14 protein-coding genes are annotated in these 20,145 nt (G+C 66.9%); all 14 read left to right on the top strand.

The window, feature by feature from the left end; translation table 11 throughout:
- The first annotated feature begins 50 nt into the window (after positions 1–50).
- The 14 genes from SRU_RS11455 (at position 51) to SRU_RS11390 (ending at position 20,094) form a co-directional block, all read left to right on the top strand.
- A complete protein-coding gene (locus SRU_RS11455) occupies positions 51–962 on the top strand; it encodes a DUF4249 family protein (RefSeq protein WP_011404900.1) in 912 nt (303 codons plus the stop codon).
- Between the two features lie 246 nt (positions 963–1,208).
- Positions 1,209–1,811 carry a CDP-alcohol phosphatidyltransferase family protein gene (locus tag SRU_RS11450; protein WP_011404899.1) on the top strand — a complete coding sequence of 201 codons (603 nt, stop codon included), beginning with the start codon at positions 1,209–1,211 and terminating at the stop codon, positions 1,809–1,811.
- A gap of 44 nt (positions 1,812–1,855) precedes the next feature.
- Positions 1,856–2,830: a signal recognition particle-docking protein FtsY gene (gene ftsY / locus SRU_RS11445; RefSeq protein WP_011404898.1), complete on the top strand. Its 975-nt coding sequence runs from the start codon at positions 1,856–1,858 to the stop codon at positions 2,828–2,830.
- A 74-nt stretch (positions 2,831–2,904) separates the two neighbouring features.
- Positions 2,905–3,828: a methionyl-tRNA formyltransferase gene (gene fmt, locus SRU_RS11440; RefSeq protein WP_011404897.1), complete on the top strand. Its 924-nt coding sequence runs from the start codon at positions 2,905–2,907 to the stop codon at positions 3,826–3,828.
- A gap of 45 nt (positions 3,829–3,873) precedes the next feature.
- Positions 3,874–4,869 carry an AAA family ATPase gene (locus SRU_RS11435; protein ID WP_011404896.1) on the top strand — a complete coding sequence of 332 codons (996 nt, stop codon included), beginning with the start codon at positions 3,874–3,876 and terminating at the stop codon, positions 4,867–4,869.
- Positions 4,870–4,936: 67 nt separating this feature from the next.
- Positions 4,937–5,953 (top strand): HPr(Ser) kinase/phosphatase, encoded by a 1,017-nt coding sequence (gene hprK / locus SRU_RS11430; RefSeq protein ID WP_013062468.1) that lies wholly within the window; start codon positions 4,937–4,939, stop codon positions 5,951–5,953.
- 348 nt (positions 5,954–6,301) lie between these two features.
- Positions 6,302–7,309, top strand: coding sequence for a M23 family metallopeptidase (locus tag SRU_RS11425; protein WP_237701720.1), 1,008 nt, complete (start codon positions 6,302–6,304; stop codon positions 7,307–7,309).
- 65 nt (positions 7,310–7,374) lie between these two features.
- Positions 7,375–10,083 (top strand): BamA/TamA family outer membrane protein, encoded by a 2,709-nt coding sequence (locus SRU_RS11420; RefSeq protein ID WP_011404893.1) that lies wholly within the window; start codon positions 7,375–7,377, stop codon positions 10,081–10,083.
- Between the two features lie 108 nt (positions 10,084–10,191).
- Positions 10,192–10,791, top strand: a complete 600-nt coding sequence (locus SRU_RS11415; RefSeq protein WP_013062466.1) for a Crp/Fnr family transcriptional regulator — start codon at positions 10,192–10,194, stop codon at positions 10,789–10,791.
- Between the two features lie 256 nt (positions 10,792–11,047).
- Positions 11,048–12,847: an ABC transporter ATP-binding protein gene (locus tag SRU_RS11410; protein WP_043552510.1), complete on the top strand. Its 1,800-nt coding sequence runs from the start codon at positions 11,048–11,050 to the stop codon at positions 12,845–12,847.
- Between the two features lie 117 nt (positions 12,848–12,964).
- Positions 12,965–13,933: a ribonuclease Z gene (gene rnz / locus SRU_RS11405; RefSeq protein WP_011404890.1), complete on the top strand. Its 969-nt coding sequence runs from the start codon at positions 12,965–12,967 to the stop codon at positions 13,931–13,933.
- A gap of 114 nt (positions 13,934–14,047) precedes the next feature.
- A complete protein-coding gene (locus SRU_RS11400) occupies positions 14,048–15,907 on the top strand; it encodes an ABC transporter ATP-binding protein (protein ID WP_112904431.1) in 1,860 nt (619 codons plus the stop codon).
- A 247-nt stretch (positions 15,908–16,154) separates the two neighbouring features.
- On the top strand, positions 16,155–16,790 hold the full coding sequence (locus SRU_RS11395) for a DUF2064 domain-containing protein (RefSeq protein WP_013062463.1): 636 nt from the start codon (positions 16,155–16,157) through the stop codon (positions 16,788–16,790).
- Between the two features lie 205 nt (positions 16,791–16,995).
- The gene (locus SRU_RS11390; protein WP_148278438.1) at positions 16,996–20,094 is read left to right on the top strand and encodes a TonB-dependent receptor; all 3,099 of its coding nucleotides are present in this window, start codon (positions 16,996–16,998) and stop codon (positions 20,092–20,094) included.
- Positions 20,095–20,145 lie beyond the last annotated feature (51 nt).

Here is a 20,145-nt window from a genome sequence, read left to right as displayed (position 1 = left end):
GGGGAGTGCCGGTGTCCCCCCAGTTGTTTTCCGATTGCCCGTCTCGTTCGATGCGACAGCTCGTCCCTTCATTCCGGCCGTTTTGTGCACCCGGGGCCGCGGCCATCCTCGCGGCCATCCTCATACTGGGAGGGTGCGATCCCTCCGTGTCGGTTCTGAACCCCTCCGATCAGTATCGGTTCTCGCTGTTCGGCACCCTGAATGTGGCGGCCGACACGCAGGTGATTCGCGTAGACCCGCTGGGGGACACGAGCCGGGTGGGCAGCCAGAAAGCCCTCGCCGCAACCGTCCGCCTTGAGAATGTGGAGACCGGAACGCAGGTGACGCTCGCCGACTCCTTCGAGACCATCGGCGAAGGATCCGCCCGCTTTCACAACCTCAAGACGACTCATCCCATCCGCCCCGATACGCGATACCGCGTGTCGGTACGTGTGGAGGGGACGCCCGTAACGACGGCGACCACGACGACGCCGGCCCGCCCGCCCACCCTCCGGCACGAGCCCACTTCGACGGACGACAAGCCGTTTCTCCTCCCGTGCCTCACGAGAGACCGCGAGCTCGTGGAGTCGGCGAATACGTTCACGCTTCGGGCCAGCGCCGTTGAGTCGCTTGCGGCCGTCCAGGTGCTCTACCCGATTGAGGGAGCATTCAGCCTGGTGGACCACTACAACGATGCCGAGTACAGAGAAACCGATGACCTGTACCGGATCTCCGTGTATTACGGGGCGGACATCCGGGTCGGAACGCCTGGAGGAGACAGGTGCACTTTTCGGTCTCAGTTTGTCCGGCCGCACGCGCGGGTGGCCGTAACTGCGGGCGGGCCGGACTGGCCGGATTGGCGGGGCGTGTCGATCAACGACATTGCCCGTCCGGACACCTTTACGAACGTGGAGGGGGGGCACGGCTTCGTGGGCGGGGTCTACTCGGATACGATTCAGATCCCGATCCGGCAGCGGGAGTAGCTGTTCGGTTGAGGGGGGGGGGCGCCGGCTCGGTCCCGCAACGACGAGGGCGATACAGAAACGGCGAGGACGGTTCGTCTTTGCCCTTGGGGGCACGGATCCATCCAGGGGACCCTCCGGATCCGGCCCCGCAAAATCCCCGTGGATTCATGAAATGGGACGGGCGGGGGGCGCGTCGCCACAGACCATCCGCCGCGGCTCCCCGTTGGGCATCGCCTCGTTGTCTCGCGGAAACAGACGCGCCCCATGTCGTTCGTCCCGTCCCTCCCCAATCTGGGCCGCTTCTGGACCGCCGCCAACGCGTTGAGCCTGTGCCGGCTGGCGTTGGTGGTGCCCATTACGGTCTTTTTGTGGCGGGACGGGCCCCTGGGCTGGCTGCTCGGGCTCGTCATCCTGGTGATCCTCACTGACTGGTTTGACGGGCGCATCGCGCGGTGGACCCACTCCGTATCGGACTGGGGGAAGGTGATCGATCCGGTGGCCGACAAGTTTGCGGCCATCATGACCGTGACGGCCCTCACGTTTCGCCCGGCGGATCCCCACCTGCCGCTCTGGTTCTTCGGCCTCGTGGTGGGGCGGGACGTTGCCATCCTGCTCGGCGGGATGGCGATCGCGCGGCGCTCGGGGCAGATCGTGATGAGCGCCTGGGCGGGGAAGGCCGCCTCGCTCTGGCTGGCCCTGACGATCCTGAGCGTGATCCTGAGGGCCGATCCGCCGGTCTTCCGCGTCTGCCTCTGGATGGCAACCGGCCTGTTTGTGTTTTCCTTTCTCCTGTACGTGGTCCGCTACCTGCAGGCCACACGGAACGCCGAGGGGGCGACGCCCGATTCTGTTCCCCAAGGCCCCTAACGGCCGCCGGACCGCAGTGCTTTTTTGGATTTGTCTTATGCGCTATGGGCTTTCTCGACACGTTTACGAACTGGAACGACGACGATGAGCAGGAGAAGCTCGAAGAGGGGCTCGACAAGACCCGCGACAGCTTCTTCGGCAAGCTCGACCGCATGGTGCGGGGCAAGGACACGGTCGACGCCGAGGTCCTCGACGAGCTCGAAGAGATCCTGATCACCAGCGACGTGGGCGTGGACACCACGCTCGACATCATCGACCACGTGGAGGCCCGCGTGGCGCAGGACCAGTACGTGTCGGCCCAGGAGCTGAACGGGCTGATCCGGGACGAAATTGCGAGGCTGATGCTGGAGGGCTCCGAGGAGCGCCCGGCCGACTTCGACGCGCCGCTTCCCAATCAGCCCCACGTCATCATGGTGGTGGGCGTGAATGGGGTCGGCAAGACGACCACCATCGGCAAGATGGCCCACAAGTACCGCCAGGCGGGCAAGAGCGTGCTGATGGGGGCGGGCGACACCTTCCGGGCCGCCGCCATCGAGCAGCTTGAGATCTGGGCCGACCGGGCGGGCGTGCCCCTCATCAAGCAAAAACACGGCGCGGACCCGGCGGCGGTGGCCTACGACACCATCGAGGCCGCCGAGGCGCGGGACGCGGACGTGGCGATCGTCGACACGGCGGGGCGGCTCCACACGAAGGGCGGCCTCATGGACGAGCTTGCCAAGATGAAGCGGGTGATGGGGCGCAAGATCCCGGATGCGCCCCACGAGGTGCTGCTCGTGCTCGACGCCTCGACCGGGCAAAACGCCCTCCGACAGGCCGAGGAGTTCATCGACAGCGTGGACGTGACCGGCCTGGCGCTGACCAAGCTCGACGGGACGGCGAAGGGGGGCGTCGTGATCGGGGTCTCGCACCAGTTCCAGGTGCCGGTCAAGTACATCGGGGTGGGGGAAGCGGTGGAGGACCTGCAGGTCTTCGACCGCAAGGGCTTCGTGCAGGGACTGTTTAAAGGGGTTGAGAGTTAGTGGGTTGAGGGGGCCTCTCGTGTTTCTGTCGATACCAACCCAATACACTCCAACACTCAACTCCCAACCCGATCATGAGAGTCGTTTTTATGGGCACGCCGGAGTTTGCGGTGCCCTCGCTCACTGCCCTCGTCGACGCCGGGTACCCCCCTGTGGCCGTCGCCACCGGGCCGGATCGTCCGCGGGGGCGCGGGCAGGAGGTCACGCCGACCCCCGTCAAGGAGACGGCGCAGGCGGCGGGCATCGACCGCATCCTCCAGCCGGAGGACGTGACGGACCCGTCGTTCGCCGCGGCCGTGGCGGAGCTGGAGCCCGACGTCATCGCGGTGGTGGCCTACAAGATCCTCCCGCCCGAGGTCTTTGCGGCTGCGAGCGAGGGGGCCTTCAACCTGCACGGGGCGCTGTTGCCCAAGTATCGCGGGGCCGCGCCCATCAACCACGCCGTCATGGCGGGCGAGAGCACGACGGGCGTCACCACGTTCTTCCTGGAGCCGTCCGTCGACACCGGCGACATCATCCTGCAGAAGGAGATGTCGATCGGCCCTAACGAGACGGCCGGCGAGGTGCACGACCGGATGGCCGAGCTCGGGGCCGAGGCGGTGGTGGAGACGGTCCGGCAGATCGACGCCGGCACCGTCGAGACGCGCCCCCAGGACGACGAGAAAGCGACCCCGGCCCCTAAGATCCACGATGAAGACGGCGAGATCCCGTGGGACGCGTCGGCCGAGGCGGTGCACAACCACGTCCGCGGGTTGTCGCCCTATCCCGGGGCGTGGACGCTGCACGACGACACGCGCCTGAAGATATACCGCACGCGGCGGGCGGAGGGCACGGGGGCGCCCGGCACGGTGCTCGACGCCGATGGGCGCCTGCTCGTGGCCTGCGGCACCGGGGCCGTGGAGGTAGTCGTCCTGCAGCAGCCCGGGCGACAGCGCCTCGACGCCGCCGACTTCCTCAACGGCTACGCCCTTTCCGAGGGCGACCGCCTCGGCGAGTAGGGCCCGCTCGCCGTCCGCACGCTCTCTTCCGACCCGCCCGCCCCCATGTCCGAGCACAACCTCGCTGAGCTTGAAGACCGCATCGCGTCCGAGAGCGCGTTCGTGGATGACCTGCTGGACGAGATCGGCCGGGTGGTCGTGGGGCAGCGGTACATGATCGAACGCCTCCTGATTGGCCTCCTGGCCGACGGGCACGTGCTGCTGGAGGGCGTCCCCGGCCTCGCGAAGACCCTTACCGTGCGCACCCTCTCCGACGCCATCGGGACGGACTTTCAGCGCATCCAGTTTACGCCGGACCTGCTCCCCGCCGACCTCCTCGGCACGCAGATCTACAACCAGAAGACCGGCGCCTTCTCCATCAAAAAGGGGCCGATTTTTACCAACGTCATCCTGGCCGACGAGATCAACCGCTCGCCCGCCAAGGTGCAGAGCGCGCTTCTGGAAAGCATGCAGGAGCGCCAGGTGACGATCGGCGAGGAGACGTTTCCGCTCGACGACCTCTTTCTGGTGCTGGCCACCCAGAACCCGATCGAGCAGGAGGGCACCTACCCGCTGCCCGAGGCGCAGGTGGACCGGTTCATGCTCAAGATCGACGTGACGTACCCGACGGGCGACGAAGAGCTGGAAATCATGCGGCGCATGGCGCGGACCGACGAGTCCGCCTCCGTGGACGCCGTCGCCAGTCCGGGGCAGATCCTGCAGGCCCGCACGGTGATCAACGACCTCTACATCGACGAACGGGTGGAGCAGTACATCGTCAACCTCGTGCTGGCGTCCCGTGACCCGGGGGCGTACGGCCTCGGGGAGCTGGAGCCCCTGCTGGAGTACGGCGCGTCGCCGCGGGCCAGCATCAACCTGAACCTGGCCGCGCGGGCCCACGCGTTCCTGCGCCACCGGGCCTACGTGACGCCCGAAGATGTGCGGGCGGTGGCGCAGGACGTGATGCAGCACCGGCTCGTGATTACGTACGAGGCGGAGGCCGAGCAGGTCGCGGCCGCGGACCTCGTCGATCGCATCCTGAGCAGCGTGGAAGTGCCCTAGCGCGGCTCTCTCTAGCGCAGCCCTCTCCAGCGCGGCCCTCTTTTTCGACTGGCCTGTCTGTCCTGCCATGGACCGCCCCGAGACCTTTCAGAAAGAGTCGATCTCCGTGGCCTTCATGGTCCGCCAGCTGCGCGAGACCGTGGGCGTGGAGGTGACGCCGGTCAACGACGCGGTGGACGCAGCCGAGCGGTCGGTGACCGAGAGCACGCTCCATCGCCCCGGCCTCGCCCTCGCGGGATACGTCGACCTGTTCACCCACCAGCGCGTCCAGATTCTCGGCAACACCGAGACGCGGTACCTGCACCAGCTCGACGCCGCCGACCGGCGGAACGCGTTCGGGCACCTGGCGCAGTTCGACGTGCCCTGCATCGTGCTCACGGACGAGAATGAACTCGACGCGTCGCTCGTGGACAGGGCGACAGACGCTGGGATTCCGGTGTACCGCACGCCGCTGCCCACGGTGCAGTTCATGTCCTCGCTCCGCAACTTCTTGGCCGACCAGTTTGCGCTCCAGCGGGCTGTCCACGGCTCCCTCGTCGACGTCTACGGCATCGGGCTTCTGCTGATTGGCAAGCCCGGCATCGGAAAGAGCGAGGTGGCCCTGGACCTGGTGGAGCGGGGCCACCGGCTCGTGGCGGACGACGTGGTCATCGCCACCCAACGGGACGAGTCGATCCTGATGGGGGCGGGGACCGACCTGGTGCAGCACTTCATGGAGGTGCGGGGGCTCGGCCTCGTCGACATTCGCTCCATGTTTGGCATCCGGGCGATCCGCTTCCAGAAGCGCATCGAGATTGTCGTCAACATGGAGCTCTGGGACGAAGACAAGGAGTACACCCGAATTAACATGGTAAAAGATACCCACGACGTGTTGGGAATTGACCTGCCGATGGTGCGGGTGCCCATCACCCCCGGCAAGAACATTACGGTGATCTGCGAGGTGATCGCCATGAACTACCTGCTTCGCCACTACGGGCACGACCCGGCGGAGGTCTTCACCGAGCGGCTCCGAACCCGCATTCAGCAGGACGGCCCGCCCGCGCCGCGGCGCGGCATTGAGTACTTCGAACAGGACTACGAATAGAGGGGGGAGGACAGCACAGGGCCCTCCGGGGCGGGAAATCGGCATGACCATTGCGCCGAAATGATCCCCCGGCGTTATCGCGGGAAAACCGATCCATTTTTACAGCACCGGCACGATGTCCCGACGAGAACGGGGCATTGAGCGGGCCGCGTCAAAATCCGATGGGCCCGCCCATCTCGGTTGACAGGCACACTCCATCCCACTATTTTTGCCGATGGTTCTGTCAAAATCAACCCAGAACTCTTTCTACTCTAGACGTGCCCGCGCCCCGGCGATGCGCTCGGGCCGGACGCCTCGTTGCCGTCCTGGCACACGCTTCCCCACCGGACTCGAATGAGCGCCCCTGCCATGGACCGAGACCAGACGTACGTATACGATCCCGAGACCTGCTCCTTTAAGGAGGTCGAAACGACCTGGACCGACTGGGCGGCCCGTGCCGGACAGATCGCGGGACTCGCCGTCATCCTCACGGGGCTTCTCTTCTGGGGGATTGATCAGCAGTGGATCGCCTCGCCCAGTGAGAAGACCCTGCGGGTCGAGAATACGGCCCTTGAGCAGCAGCTCGACCGCGTCAACTCCCGAATGACGACCCTGTCAGCCCGGCTCGACACGCTGGCGAAAAAGGACCGCACGCTCTACCGGCGGCTGTTTCAGATGAAGCCGATCTCCGAGGACGTGCGGCAGGTGGGGGTCGGAGGGGCCGACCCGTACCGACAGTTCGACGAATTGGGGGCGGATACCGAAGCGCTCCTGAAGAACACGGCTCAGCAGCTCGACAAACTGGAGCGTCAGATGAGCCTGCAGAAGTCGAGCTACAAGGAGCTCTACAGCGTGGCGAAGCAGCGTCAGGATCGGCTCCGCCAGCTTCCGGCCATCCGCCCGGCCAACGGACGCGTGGTGTCGAACTACGGAATGCGGGACCATCCCATCCTAAAGGTCCGGAAAATGCACGAAGGAATTGACTTCTTGCTGAAGCGGGGAACGCCCGTCATGGCGACGGCCGAGGGGGTGGTGCAACGGGCCGAGCACAATCCGGGCTACGGGAAGGTGATTGAGGTCAAACACCCGGAATCGGAGTACATGACCCGGTACGCGCACCTCTCCGAGATTCCAGATAAGATCTATCGCGGGGCCGAGGTGCAACGGGGCGACACCATCGGGTACAGTGGCAACTCGGGGCTGTCGACCGGTCCTCACCTCCACTACGAAGTGCGCCGCCTCGATGGGTCGGCCCTCAACCCCATGCGGTTCCTGATGCCGGACATGAGTCCGGAGAGCTACCGTACGCTCGAGCGTCGGACCCAGCAGTACCGGGCGAGCGCGGGCGGGAGCGCGTCCCCCGCATCGGCACGCTGATCCGGATCCGGAAGGGATGACGTTGGGACGAGACGCCGTGTGCGTGATGAGAAAATGCCCGTCCCGTGCACACTCGCTTCGACTCGAACAGCGGCGGGACGCAGGGGGACAATCCCATCCGGCACCGTCTGGACACTGAGGCGTTAGCCCCGATCCACACGCGGGCCCTCTTCCGGATCTGCCGACCGCCGCGCTTCATGCCGACCCATCTCTCCTCGACTGTTCGGGCCATCGTCCGGCCGAACGCGATCCCCGTGACGGGACTGTTGATCGGGGTGGTGCTTCTGATCGGGGGGCGCCGGCCCGCGCAGGCGTCTCGCCTGGCCAGTGGGGCACGGGCGGCGGCCGACACCACCGCTCCGATTGTCCACGAGGTCGACATTCGGGGCAATCGTCAGTTCGCGTCGGGGACGCTCAAGGAGAACATCCGTACCCGCCCCAACCGGCGTGTCCTCGGCATCCCGGGCCTCACGTGGTGGCGCTGGGTGCACCAGTTGGGGAGCGCCGACTGGATGTGGGAGCGCCTGGGGAGGGCCCTCCGGTCCGGGGGCGAGCCGCCCGCCTACATCGACTCGACCACGGTTGGGGGCGACGCCGAACGGCTGGAACTGTTCTACCGCCAGCGCGGGTTTCGGGACGCGTCGGTGTCGTACCGGGTTGAGCCGCGCGAGGAGGACGATCGGGTGCGGGTGGTCTTTGAAATCGAACCGGGATCGGCCACCCATCTTCGGCGCGTGACGTACGCGGGGCTCGATGCGTTGCGGACCGGACAGAAGCAGCGCCTCGTGGACGGGACGGTCTTTGAGACGGCGTCCGTTTCGATGGGGGATACGCTGAGCGTGCGGGTGCAGGGACAGCGCTACCGGGAGCCGATGCTGCTCGAAGAGCGCCGGCGCATCCTGACGTTTCTGCAGAACGAGGGATACGCTGCGGTGAGCCGCGACTCGGTCCGGGCGGTGGTATATCGGGCGACGCCCGACTCGTTTGACGTGACGCTCCGCGTGCAGACGGGGCCGCGGTATCGGTTCGGGGACGTGCGCTTCGAGGCGACGGGACCGGAGGACGCGCCGCCCCGCTCCGACACGGTCGACGTGGCCGTGGACACGACCGGAGGGGGGCGGCCGCAGGTGACCGCCCGATTTGTGGACGAGCGTCGCCTCGACCCCGCCATTGTGCGTCGCAGTCTCCGGTTTACGCCGGGGGCGTATTACGACCAGTCGGCCGTCCAGGCCACGAAGCGGCGCCTCGACGGCACGGGCGTGTTCGCCTTCACCAATTTGTCGCCGCAGTACGAGGATGCCGTGCGGCGTGACACGACGGGGGCGCCCTACCTGCCCCTTCAGATCAACGCGCAGACCCGGCAGCGCCATCGGCTGCAGGCGGAGACCTTTGCGCTGCAGCGCGAGTCGGTGGGGGCGCGCGAAGCGGGGGTGCGGCTCAACGAGTTTGGGGTCGGCCTGAGCGGCACGTACGAGAACGTGAACGCCTTCGGGGGCGGCGAGACGTTTCGGCTCCGCACGTCGGCCTCGGTCGCCACGGGCCTCGACTCCCTGCTCGTGAGCTCGAATCAGTTTGAGGGCAGTGCCTCCCTCGTGCTCCCGTACCTCATTCGCCCGTTTCAGTCCCTCGACCGGACGTTCGACCTGTCGAGCGCCCGCACCCGCCTGTCGCTCACGGGCCTGACGGCCCTGCGGACCGACCTCGGGCTGCGGATTCGGAGTCGCGTAAACGCACAGTTGCGCCTGGAGATGGACCACACGCCGACCCAGTCCTCCCTGGTCGACGTCGTGGACCTGAGCCTGAGCAACCCGGACACCCTCGATCAGTTCAGCAAGAAGTTCCTCCGGCGCGTGTTCGGGCGTGGGGGGGACAACCTGCAGGACCCGGTGCAGCGGCAGCAGATTCTGGAGGACTACACGCAGCCGCAGGTGAATACGGCCGTCCGGTACACGTTTCGGGACGCCACGGCGGGGCCGATGCGGCGGCGGAGCGGACACATCTACGAGGCATCCGGGGAGGTGGGGAATACGCTTCCCCTCCTGCTGGATCGGTTCGTGTTTACGCCCGGCCGCCCGGACTACTCGTTGCCCAGTCTCTTTGGGGGCGCCGGCGGGCTCACCGGGCAGCTCATTTACCGTCCGTACGTCCGGGCGTCGGTGGACCTGCGGCGGTACGTGCCCCTGGGGAGTGGCACCACGCTCGGGCTTAAGTTCTTTGGCGGGTGGGCGCATCCCACCGCGGGGCCGACCGTGGTGCCGTTCGACCGCCGCTTCTTCAGTGGGGGGGCGAACAGCGTCCGCGGGTGGCGCCTGCGGGAGCTGGGGCCTGGGGAGGGCCTCCCGGCAGACACCACGACGGCGGTGCCGGAGAGCCCCTCGAACATCTTGGGCGGCGACGTAAAGCTCGAGTCGAGCATCGAGCTGCGGACGACGCTCTTTCCGAGCGTGCTGGCGGCCCGATGGATCGGGGCCACCTTCCTGGACGTGGGCAACGTGTGGTTTGGCCCGCGCAACCGCGGCTTTGGGCAGGCAGACGACAACCGCGACGGGCCGGGGGCCGCACGCGACGGCCGGGACGGGCGGTTTGCGGGACCGGAGGCGCTGCTCGACGTTGGGGTGGGGGGCGGGGCCGGGCTGCGCCTGGAGTGGCCGTACCTGATCGTCCGGCTCGATCTGGCGTACCGGCTGCACGACCCCTCGCCCCGAAACGACGACGTGTTTGGGGACAACTTCAGCGGCCCACTTCTTCACTTTGGCATCGGCCACTCCTTCTGAGCCCGTCGCGTCGGCGTGTTTGGGGGGGAGCGCCCCGCCGACGGGGCACGCGACGCCGCCCCTCCGCCTGTTCATTCCGCTTCTCGCTCGATTCGTACGTTGCCGGTCATGTCCATCTTTCGTCCGCTTTTTCGGGCCGTCACGCGACTGTACCGCCGGGTCTTCCGGCGCCGGCTGGACTCCCGCACCCGCGAGATTGCGGAGCGCCTCCGGAACGTGCCGGCCTTTGCCCACCTCTCGTCGAGCGCCCTGTACGCCATGGCCGACGTGACGCACCGGCGCATGTACCGCCGCGGGGAGTCGCTGTACTACGAGGGCGACCCCGGGCTCGGGCTGTACGTCGTGGAGTCGGGGCGGGTGCGCCTCGTGACGGACCGGGTGCCGGAGGCACCCCACGAACTCCGAACGATCGACACGGGCGGCATGATTGGGGGGCTGTCTCTGCTCGGCGACTTCCGACGGCTCGAAACGGCCGAAACCGCCGCGGAGACGCAGGTGCTGGGGTTCTTCCGGCCCGACCTCAAGAACGTCATGCGCCGCAATCCGAAGGCCGGAATGGAGATCACGATGGCACTGGCCCGGCACCTGGCGGCCCAACATGTGGAGCTCATCCGACGGTACGAGGAGCAGGCAGACGCCCGGGCGGCGCTCCGGGCCTACACCGAGGCGGCCGAGACGATCGGGGACGAGGTGCCGGCGGAGATGTAGCCTATTCTGGCGGAGATGCCGCCCATTCTGTATTGCACAGTGCGCGTCTTGCGCGGGCGTGCGCCCTCCGGTTTAAGATCTGCCGCGCAAGATACGCACTCCGAAATACGCCAAAGGCCTTGTGGAGGAAGGGGGACGGGGCCGGCGGCGACCGATTCGGGAGCGAATCCACCTGTCTCGTCACAGTGTGCCCGGATCAGCCTCTTTTCGATCCTCGTTGGCACATCCTGTCTCTCAGACACAGTTTCCGCCCGCCATGGGCCCACTTGGCCGCCTCAACCACTTCTTCTGGCAATACAAGTACCTGTTCGTGCCGGGGCTTCTCTTCACGATGATCTCGGCCGGCTTTCAGATCACGGTGCCGATGGTGGTGCGACAGGCCGTGGACAGCATTCCCCGGTTCGTGCGGCTGTACACGCTGTACGGCGGCACGCCGGCGCAGGCGGAGCTCTACGCCTACTTCTTCGGCGCGCTGGTGCTGTTCGCGCTCGTGATCATTGCCCTGTCCGGGACGAGCGGCCTCTTCATGTTTCTGATGCGGCAGACCGTCGTGGTTGCCTCCCGCCACATCGAGTACGACCTGCGTAACGACCTCTACAATCACCTGCAGCGGCTCTCCTCCACGTTTTACCAGGAATACTCGACCGGGGACGTGATTACGCGGGCGACCGACGACATCGAGAAGGTGCGGCGCTACATCGGCCCGGCGATCATGTACGTGACCCGCTCCCTCGTGATGGTGCTGGTGGCGGCGTCGGTCATGTTCGTCATCTCGCCCACCCTCACGCTCTACGCGCTCACGCCGCTGCCGGTGCTGGCGGTGGCGGTGTTTTTCATGGCCCGCATGGTGCACCACCGCAGCGACCAGTTGCAGCAGCAATACTCGGCCCTGACCAGTCGCGTGCAGGAGGCGCTGTCGGGCATTCGGGTGCTGAAGGCCTACACGCGAGAGGCCGCGGAGGCGGAGGCCTTCGACGACGAAAGCCAGGAGTACCGGGCGCGCAACCTGAACCTCGCGCTGGTGGAGTCGGCGTGGCGGCCCTCCTTTCTGCTGCTCGTGGGCGTGTCGACGGTGATCGTGGTGTGGATGGGCGGGCAGCTCGTGGCGGAGGGGGCCATCACCATCGGGAATATCGCCGAGTACATCATCTATATCAACATGATGACGTGGCCGGTCGCCTCGCTCGGCTTCGTGATTACGATGATTCAGCGGGCCTCCGCGTCGGTCCTGCGGCTGCAGAAGATTCTGGACCGGGAGCCGGACATCGACGACGGGCCGCAGACCAACCCGGCGATCCAGAGCCTGGAGGGGCGCATCACGTTCCGTGACGTGTGGTACCAGTACGAGGACGAAGACGAGCCGGCCCTGCGCGGGGTAAGCTTCGACCTTCCGGCCGACCAGACCCTCGCCATCGTCGGGCGCACCGGGTCCGGCAAAAGCACCCTCGTCCGCATGATTCCGCGCCTTCTGGAGCCGGACGCCGGCACCGTTGCCGTCGACGGGTACGAGATTGAGACCATCCCGCTGCGGACGCTGCGCGAGCACATGGGGTACGTGCCGCAGGACGTGTTTCTGTTTAGCGACACGGTCGCCAACAACATTGCGTTTGGGGACCTCGATGCCGGGCGCGACGAGATCCGGGCGGCGGCCGCGGAGGCGGATCTCGTGGAGAACGTGGAGAACTTCGCGGACGGGTTCGATACGTACGTGGGCGAACGGGGCATCACGCTGTCGGGGGGGCAGAAGCAGCGGACCTCGATCGCCCGGGCGCTGATCCGCGACCCCCGCGTGCTCGTGTTCGACGACGCGCTCTCGGCCGTCGACACCGCCACGGAGCGCAACATCCTGCGGTCATTGCGGGCGCGCCAGGGCAGCCACACGCTCGTCATCGTGAGCCACCGCCTTAGTGCCGTGCAGGAGGCCGACCTCATTCTCGTGATGGAGCAGGGGAAGGTGGTGCAGCGCGGAACCCACGAGGCGCTCGTGGGCGAGGAGGGCCTCTACGCGGATCTGTACGAGAAGCAGCTTCTCGAGGAAGAAATCCAGGCACTGTAGTTCGTATTGCGTGGTTCGTACTGCGTGTCTTTTGCCTGGACAAGACGCGATACGAAATACGCAGTACGTTCCCCCCGTCGAAGCGTACTCCTGCCCGACACGAGGCATTCTGCATAGATGAAAATTGACGTCATCCCCCTCGGAACGGCCTCGGCGGTGCCGACGGACGAGCGGCACCTCTCGGCCCTGGCGGTGGAACGGAAGGGGCAGGTGCTGCTCTTCGACTGCGGGGAGGGGACGCAGTACCGCCTGCGGGAGGCCGGGCTCAGCTGGGCACGCATCGAGGCCATCTTCGTGACGCACCTGCATGGGGACCACTGCTACGGGCTGCCGGGCCTGCTCTCGACGATGGAACTGCAGCAGCGGGCCGATCCCGTGACGCTCGTGCTGCCCCCCGGCGGCCCGGCCATGCTGCGCGCCGTGCCCGGCGCCACGCCGGCGCGCCTGTCCTTCCCGGTGCACGTGGTGGAGGCGGACGCCGCGGGGACCCTCGGCACGGTGTACGAGACCGACGAGATTGCCGTTGAGGCCCGGCGCCTGGATCACCGCGAGGTGTTTGCAATGGGCTTCCGGGTGGCGGAGCGGACGCGGCCCGGTCGGTTTGATCCCGAGCGGGCCCGAGCGCTGGGCGTGCCGGAGGGGCCGGCGTTCGGGCGGCTTCAAAACGGGTGCCCGGTGACGACCCCGGACGGCACGACGGTGCGTCCGGGGCAGGTGCTGGGCCCACCGCGCCCCGGCGTCGTGGCGGCCTACGTGACCGACACCCGCCCCTGTGCGGGCGGACGCGCCCTCGCCGAGGAGGCCGACCTGCTCTACCACGACGCCACCTTCGCGGACGACCACGCAGCGCGGGCCGACGAGACGGGGCACTCGACGGCCCGGCAGGCGGCGACGGTCGCCCGCGAGGCGGGGGCCACGCGCCTGCTTCTGGGGCACCTCAGCGCCCGCTATCCGGATCCCGCGCCACAGGAGCGGGAGGCGCGCTCGGTCTTTCCCGCGGCAGAGGTTGCCGAAGAGCTCCGACGCTACGAGCTGGACCCCCGCGAAAAAGAGCCCGATCCGGTGGGCCCGGCGGACGAATCGTAACACACCGGCGACCAATGCCACATCCCCGTTCTGGAGGACGCAACACTGCGCGTGTCCTCCAAGTTGCTTGACTGTTGTCTTGTTGATTTCTCTCACCCACCCGCTCCCCCGCACTTGGCTGACGACGCGTCCGACGATCACTTCGAACCCGAAGACACGGTCGATGAGGTCAACACCTTCGACGGGCGCCTCATCCGTCGCCTGGGCCAGTACCTGACCCCCTACGCCGGGTACATCGTCCTGGCGCTGGCCATCACGCTCGGGGCGTCTTTCCTCGGCCCGCTGCGCCCATGGCTCGTGCAGAAGGGCATCGACAACTACATCGTGGTGGGGGACCTGGAGGGCCTGCAGTACATCATCCTGTACCTGGTGCTCGCGCTGGTGGGGGAGGGCATTCTCTCCTTCGGCGAAAACTACCTCACGCAGTGGATCGGGCAGCAGGCCATCTACGACCTCCGCACCACCCTCTTCCGGCACGTCGAGGGGCAGTCCCTCGCGTACTTCGACCGGACGCCCGTCGGGCGCGTCATCACCCGCACCACCAGCGACGTGGAGGCCCTCAGCGACGCCCTCTCCTCGGGCCTCGTGTCGGTGCTGGGGGACCTGTTCAAGCTGGTGTTCATCGCCTACTTCATGTTCACCCTCAACTGGATGCTGGCGGTGGTGACGCTCCTGGTGATGCCGCTGATGGTGTGGGTGACGTTCTGGTTTCGGCGCAACGTGCGGGAGCAGTACCGCGAGACGCGCAAGCAGATGGCCCGGATCAACTCCTTCATTCAGGAGCACGTGACGGGGATGCACATCGTCCAGCTCTTTAATCGGGAGGACGAAGAGGAGGACCGGTTTGAGGGCATCAACGACAAGCATCGGGCGGCGCACCTCCACACCATCTTCTACTACGCCATCTTCTGGCCGTCCATCGAGTTTATCTCGAACCTGGCCCTGGCGGCGGTGCTCTGGTTCGGCGGCTTTCGGGCCCTGGGCGGCTCGGCCCTCACGCTCGGCGTCCTCGTGGCGTTCATCCAGTACGCGCGGCAGTTCTTCCGGCCCATCCGCGACCTGTCCAACCAGTACGACACCCTGCAGAAGGCGATGGCGGGGGCCGAGCGGGTCTTCAGTCTGCTCGACACCGACGAGAGCATCGAGGCGCCCAGCGCGCCGGTCGAGCTCGACGCGGTCGAGGGGACCATCGAGTTCAAGAACGTGTGGTTCGCCTACGAGGAGGACGACGCGGGAACCCCCGACTGGGTGCTGGAGGACGTGTCGTTCAGGGTGGAGCCCGGCGAGATGGCGGCGCTGGTGGGGGCGACCGGCGCGGGCAAGTCCACGGTGATGAACCTGTTGCTGCGCTTCTACGAGATCCAGCGCGGCCAAATTCGGGTGGACGGGCACGACATCCGCGACCTGCGGCTCCGCGACCTGCGCGAGCACATCGGCCTCATCCCGCAGGACGTGTTCCTGTTCAGCGGGTCGGTGCGGCGCAACCTGACGCTCGACGACCCGAGCATCGACGAGGCGACGATGCGACGCGCCGCCGAGACGGTGCAGGCCGATCAGCTCATCGAGCGGCTGCCGGACGGGTACGACCAGGACGTGAAGGAGCGGGGCTCGTCGCTCTCGCGCGGCCAGCGGCAGCTCCTTGCGTTCGTGCGGGCGCTCCTGTACGACCCGGACGTGATGGTGCTCGACGAGGCCACCTCCAGCGTCGATACGGAGACGGAGGCCCTCATCCAGCGGGCCCTGGAGCGGGTGACGGAAGGGCGCACCACGCTCGCCATCGCGCACCGCCTCTCCACCATCCAGGACGCGGACAAGATTCTGGTGATGCACAAGGGGGAGATCCGGGAGCGGGGCACGCACCAGGAGCTGCTGGCGGCGGACGGCCTCTACCGAAAGCTGTACGACCTGCAGTACGCCGATCAGGTGGCACCGCGGGGGGACGGGGCGCGGACAGACCAGCGCGTACAGACGTAGGGCAACGCGGAGACCGGGGAGGGGGCGAGACGGTTTGCGAAATGGTCATACTTGAGCACGTAACGGCACCGTCCCCGAACATACCCCACATGGACAGAGGGGAATCACCGACAGCAAGCATCGGTCCCTTTCGTTCCTGCACTAAATCCGGCCCACGCGACGAATTGCCATCGGCACCCCTGACGCAGACACCGCCATTCTGTTCTTCAGCCGCCGCCCGGAACGGGAGGGGCTGAACAAACAGCTCGTGGGGCAGGACTACGCCCAAAGTCGACGGGTGGCCGCGGCGTTTTACGACCATGCCCGACGGGCGGTGGCGGACAGCGGGCTGCCCGCGATCGAGGTCAACGGTGCGCAGCAGCGCGGGCGCAATTTCGGCGCGCGCCTCGCCAACGCCGTCGCCGACGCGTTTGCGGCGGGGTACGAGCACGTCATTGCCGTGGGCAACGACTGCCCGGCCCTGCACGAGGTCGACTGGGCGGCAGTCACCGAGCAGTTGAAAGCGGGGCGACCCGTGCTCGGGCCCACGTCGGGCCAGGACGGGGCCTACCTGATTGGGCTCTCCCGCGATCAGTTTGAGCACGCGGCGTTTGCGGCGCTTCCGTGGACGACCGACAGGCTGTTTCCGGCCCTACACCGCCACCTCGTGGCCGCGTCCGGGGTCGCGCCCGTCCGTCTCGCCGTGCGCGACGATGTAAATGAGCCCGCGGAGCTCCGTGCGCTGCTGCGTCGAAATCGAGCTGGGGCCCTCGCGGCGCGTCTTCGTCGAGTGCTTGGAAGCACCCACTGCACCTCTCACGTCCCGGCTCGAAGCACGACGCGTCCGGTCCTGGAGCGTCGGTCCCGGGCACCCCCCTACAGTTCTCTCCTGAGCCGCCGCTGAAGGGCCTGACGGCTCCTCCCGTCGCATGGCGGCTCATCAAAGATGGGCGGTTCTCATCTGCCCGTGTCTATCCAGGGCGCACTGCGGATTCTGTGCGGGAGGCGTATGCCTCCCCCGAACGGCCGATGTCTCACCCGACTCGTGCGCCCGCGCTGGACGTTGTCCGTGAACTGTAGGTTTTTCGTATCGAGCGTCAATGTGTCCCATGACTTCACGTACCACCCCTACTCTGTCTCCACGACGCCACCGTGCGCTGTGGACGGCATGTCTGTTCCTTCTGCTTGTCGGCTTCACCGCCCCGAATGCCCACGGCCAGGCGGCCCTGGAGGTGCACGCGTTCGACGTCGAAGCAAACGAGTCGGTGTCCGGCGCGGTCGTCCACCTCGTAAATGAGGGCATCGGCTTCGAGTCGAACCGCCGAACCGACGACCAGGGCACCGCGCAGTGGGGCGGACTCTCCACGGCAGGGGCCTATTCGGTGTTCATCGAAGAAAACGATCAGTTCTACGAGGCGCGCGTGTCCGACGTCGAGCTGCGGGCGGACGCGACCCGGAGCGTGACCCTCGTCCTCCGCCCCGTGGCCGCGTACGAGCTCGACGAGGTCGTGGTGGAAGGGGGGCGAAGCGTGGCGGACGTGAATCGGGTGAACGCGGAGGTGTCCTCGAGCCTATCGGCCGCCACCCTGGAGGATCTGCCCGTGGAGGGCCGCAACTTCACACAGAGCCTCTACCGCCTGCCCAACGTCACGCCGTCGACGGGCTTCTTTGCCGAGGCCCCCAACGTCACCATCAACGGGACGAACGGCCTCTATACCCAGTACCTGATCGACGGCATGGACAACAACGAACAGTTCCTGGGCGGGCCGCAGTTCGACGTGCCGACGGGCATCGTGAAAGACGTAACCGTGCTGACCAGCACCTACTCCGCCGAGTACGGGCGCACCGGGAACGGCATTTTCAACGTCACCACGAAGTCCGGCAGCAACCAGTGGACGGGCGAGGCCTTCTACCTGACCCGCCCCGGCCAGCCGCTCGACGGAGAATTCGGCGCCGACACGCCGACGCAACGCGACCTGTCGGGCAACACGGTCAAGAGCGGCTTCCAGCGCCAGCAGGGCGGCTTCGCGCTCGGCGGGCCCATCGTGGAGGACCAGACGTTCTTCCACGTAAACGTGGAGCATACGACCGACTTCAAGGACAACCGGCTGGACGCGCCGGGCGTGCGGCAGACCATCGACGGTCGGAACCACCTCACGTACGCCTCGGCCCGGGTGGACCACCGCTGGAATGACCGGTGGCGCTCCACGGCACGGCTCAACGCCAACCGCGTCCAAATCGAAAATCAGGGCGGTGGGCTTACCGGCGGCGTCACGTTCGCCAGTGCGGCCAGCACAGAGGAGCGCGACGGTGTCCACGCGGCCCTCCAAAACACCTACGTGGGCGACAAGCTCGTGTACGAGAGCAATTTTCAGTACAGCTGGTTCAACTGGGACGCCGGCAACCCGCGCAACCCGAGCAGCCCGCAGGTGGACGTGGAAGGGCCGGGCGGCACCCTTCGGGCGAGGCTTGGCCATCCCGGGTTCACGTTCGACAGCGTGGAAAACACGTTTCAGCTGCAGCAGAAGGTGTCGTACTCCCTCGGCGACCACAACCTGAAAGCGGGAGCCGACCTCCTGTTGTCCGACCACAGCCTCGCGGGCGGCGGCAACCCGAACGGCAACTACACGGTGCAGCTCACCCAGTCGCAGTTCGACCGCTTCCGGAGCGCCAACCTCGACCCGTCGCTGACGCCCGCCGAGCTGCACGGGGCGCTGGGCGTGGACGCGCAGGCCCTCGATGTCACTAGGTATCGCGTGGAGCTGCGACCGTCTTCGTTTGGCACACGCCAGGACCTCATCGGGCTCTATGTAGAAGATGAGTTCTCGCCGCTCTCGGATCTGACCATCACGGCGGGCCTGCGCTGGGACTACGATAGCCTCTCGGAGGCGACCCTCGGGCGTGAGCACGGAGACTGGAACAACATCGCCCCGCGCCTAGGGCTCAACTACTCGCTCGATGAGCGCACGACCCTGCGCGGCGGCTACGGCATCTTCTACGACAAGATCGTCTACTCCGTCGTCAGCGACGCACTCCAGGTCAACACCAACACGGACGGGTTCCGGGCGCAGATCGCTGAGCTCGTCGACCAGGGCCGCCTGCCGTCCGGCACCAACGTGGAGGAGGTCACCTTCAACGGAAATCGGACGCTCGGGGCGACGCCACCGCCCGACTACCTGGAGGGCCCGACGGCCTCGACTGTGGAGGCAACGCCCACGGACGTCCTGAGCCAGGCCCAGATCCTGAACCCGAACGGGTACGAGAACCCCGAGACGCACCAGTTTTCGCTGGGCGTGCAGCGCCAGTTCGGCGACGACCTGCTGGCGTACGTGGACCTCACCCACACCCGCACCTACAACCTCTACCGCATCCGTGACCTGAACGCGCCGGCCCCCTTCGAGATCACTGAGGACGACCTCGAAGATGTCCTGAACGATCCGGAACGGGATCCCTCCGACCTGGTGCGGAGCGTGGCGGAAGCCAACGAGGCGCGACCGGTCGCCCCACGGCCGGGAGGCGCGCGGCGCATCACCATGACGGAAACGAAAGGCGAGGCGCGCTACTGGGCGGCCAATGTCAACCTAGTCAAGGATCGGGCCGACGATCTCTACTCGTACCGCGTCAGCTACACGCTGTCCAGCCGGCGCAACAACACCGACGACATTAATTTCCGGGCCGAAGACGCCAACGACTTCGAAGACGAGTGGGGCCCCTCGGTCAACGACCGTCGGCACGTCATCAGTGCCGTCGGGACGGTCTACCCGACCGATCGGCTCCGCGTGACGCTCGCGAGCCTCCTCCAGAGCGGCCAGCCCATCAACCGGGTGCCGAACGCGTGCGATCCCGGCAAGGGAAGCGAAGGGGAAATCTGCTTCGGAACCCGTGACCTGAACGGGGACGGGACGTACCGGGGGGGGCAGTACGTCGGGGACAGCGACCGCTTTCCGGGGGCCGAGCGCAACACCGATCGACTGCCGTGGTCCACACGGTTCGATCTCAGCCTGCAGTACGGCTGGTCCATCGGCGCGGGGCGTGTGGTGGCCCGGGCCGACGTGTTCAACGTGCTCAACACGAAAAACCTGAGCGGCTTTGCCAACAATGCCACGCAGAGCAATCAGATCCAGGTGGGGCCGCCGGGGGCGGACATTGAGGAGAAGAATGCCGGGCCGCCGCGCCAATTCCAGTTTGGCCTGCGGTACGAATTTTAGCGTTGGAGGTTACGCGTTGGGCGTTGAGGGTTTTGCGTTATAATTTTGGGC

Origin of the sequence: Salinibacter ruber DSM 13855, assembly GCF_000013045.1 — a bacterium.
GTDB lineage: Bacteria > Bacteroidota > Rhodothermia > Rhodothermales > Salinibacteraceae > Salinibacter > Salinibacter ruber.
This window is presented reverse-complemented; position numbering and strand designations above follow the sequence as displayed.

Bases quoted from the DNA above. Each gene is read 5' to 3' on its own strand.
- SRU_RS11410 (WP_043552510.1), top strand. From the start codon at position 11,048: ATGGGCCCACTTGGCCGCCTCAACCACTTCTTCTGGCAATACAAGTAC.
- ftsY (WP_011404898.1), top strand. From the start codon at position 1,856: ATGGGCTTTCTCGACACGTTTACGAACTGGAACGACGACGATGAGCAG.
- SRU_RS11435 (WP_011404896.1), top strand. From the start codon at position 3,874: ATGTCCGAGCACAACCTCGCTGAGCTTGAAGACCGCATCGCGTCCGAG.
- SRU_RS11415 (WP_013062466.1), top strand. From the start codon at position 10,192: ATGTCCATCTTTCGTCCGCTTTTTCGGGCCGTCACGCGACTGTACCGC.
- fmt (WP_011404897.1), top strand. From the start codon at position 2,905: ATGAGAGTCGTTTTTATGGGCACGCCGGAGTTTGCGGTGCCCTCGCTC.
- SRU_RS11390 (WP_148278438.1), top strand. From the start codon at position 16,996: ATGACTTCACGTACCACCCCTACTCTGTCTCCACGACGCCACCGTGCG.
- SRU_RS11425 (WP_237701720.1), top strand. From the start codon at position 6,302: ATGGACCGAGACCAGACGTACGTATACGATCCCGAGACCTGCTCCTTT.
- hprK (WP_013062468.1), top strand. From the start codon at position 4,937: ATGGACCGCCCCGAGACCTTTCAGAAAGAGTCGATCTCCGTGGCCTTC.
- rnz (WP_011404890.1), top strand. From the start codon at position 12,965: ATGAAAATTGACGTCATCCCCCTCGGAACGGCCTCGGCGGTGCCGACG.
- SRU_RS11455 (WP_011404900.1), top strand. From the start codon at position 51: ATGCGACAGCTCGTCCCTTCATTCCGGCCGTTTTGTGCACCCGGGGCC.
- SRU_RS11450 (WP_011404899.1), top strand. From the start codon at position 1,209: ATGTCGTTCGTCCCGTCCCTCCCCAATCTGGGCCGCTTCTGGACCGCC.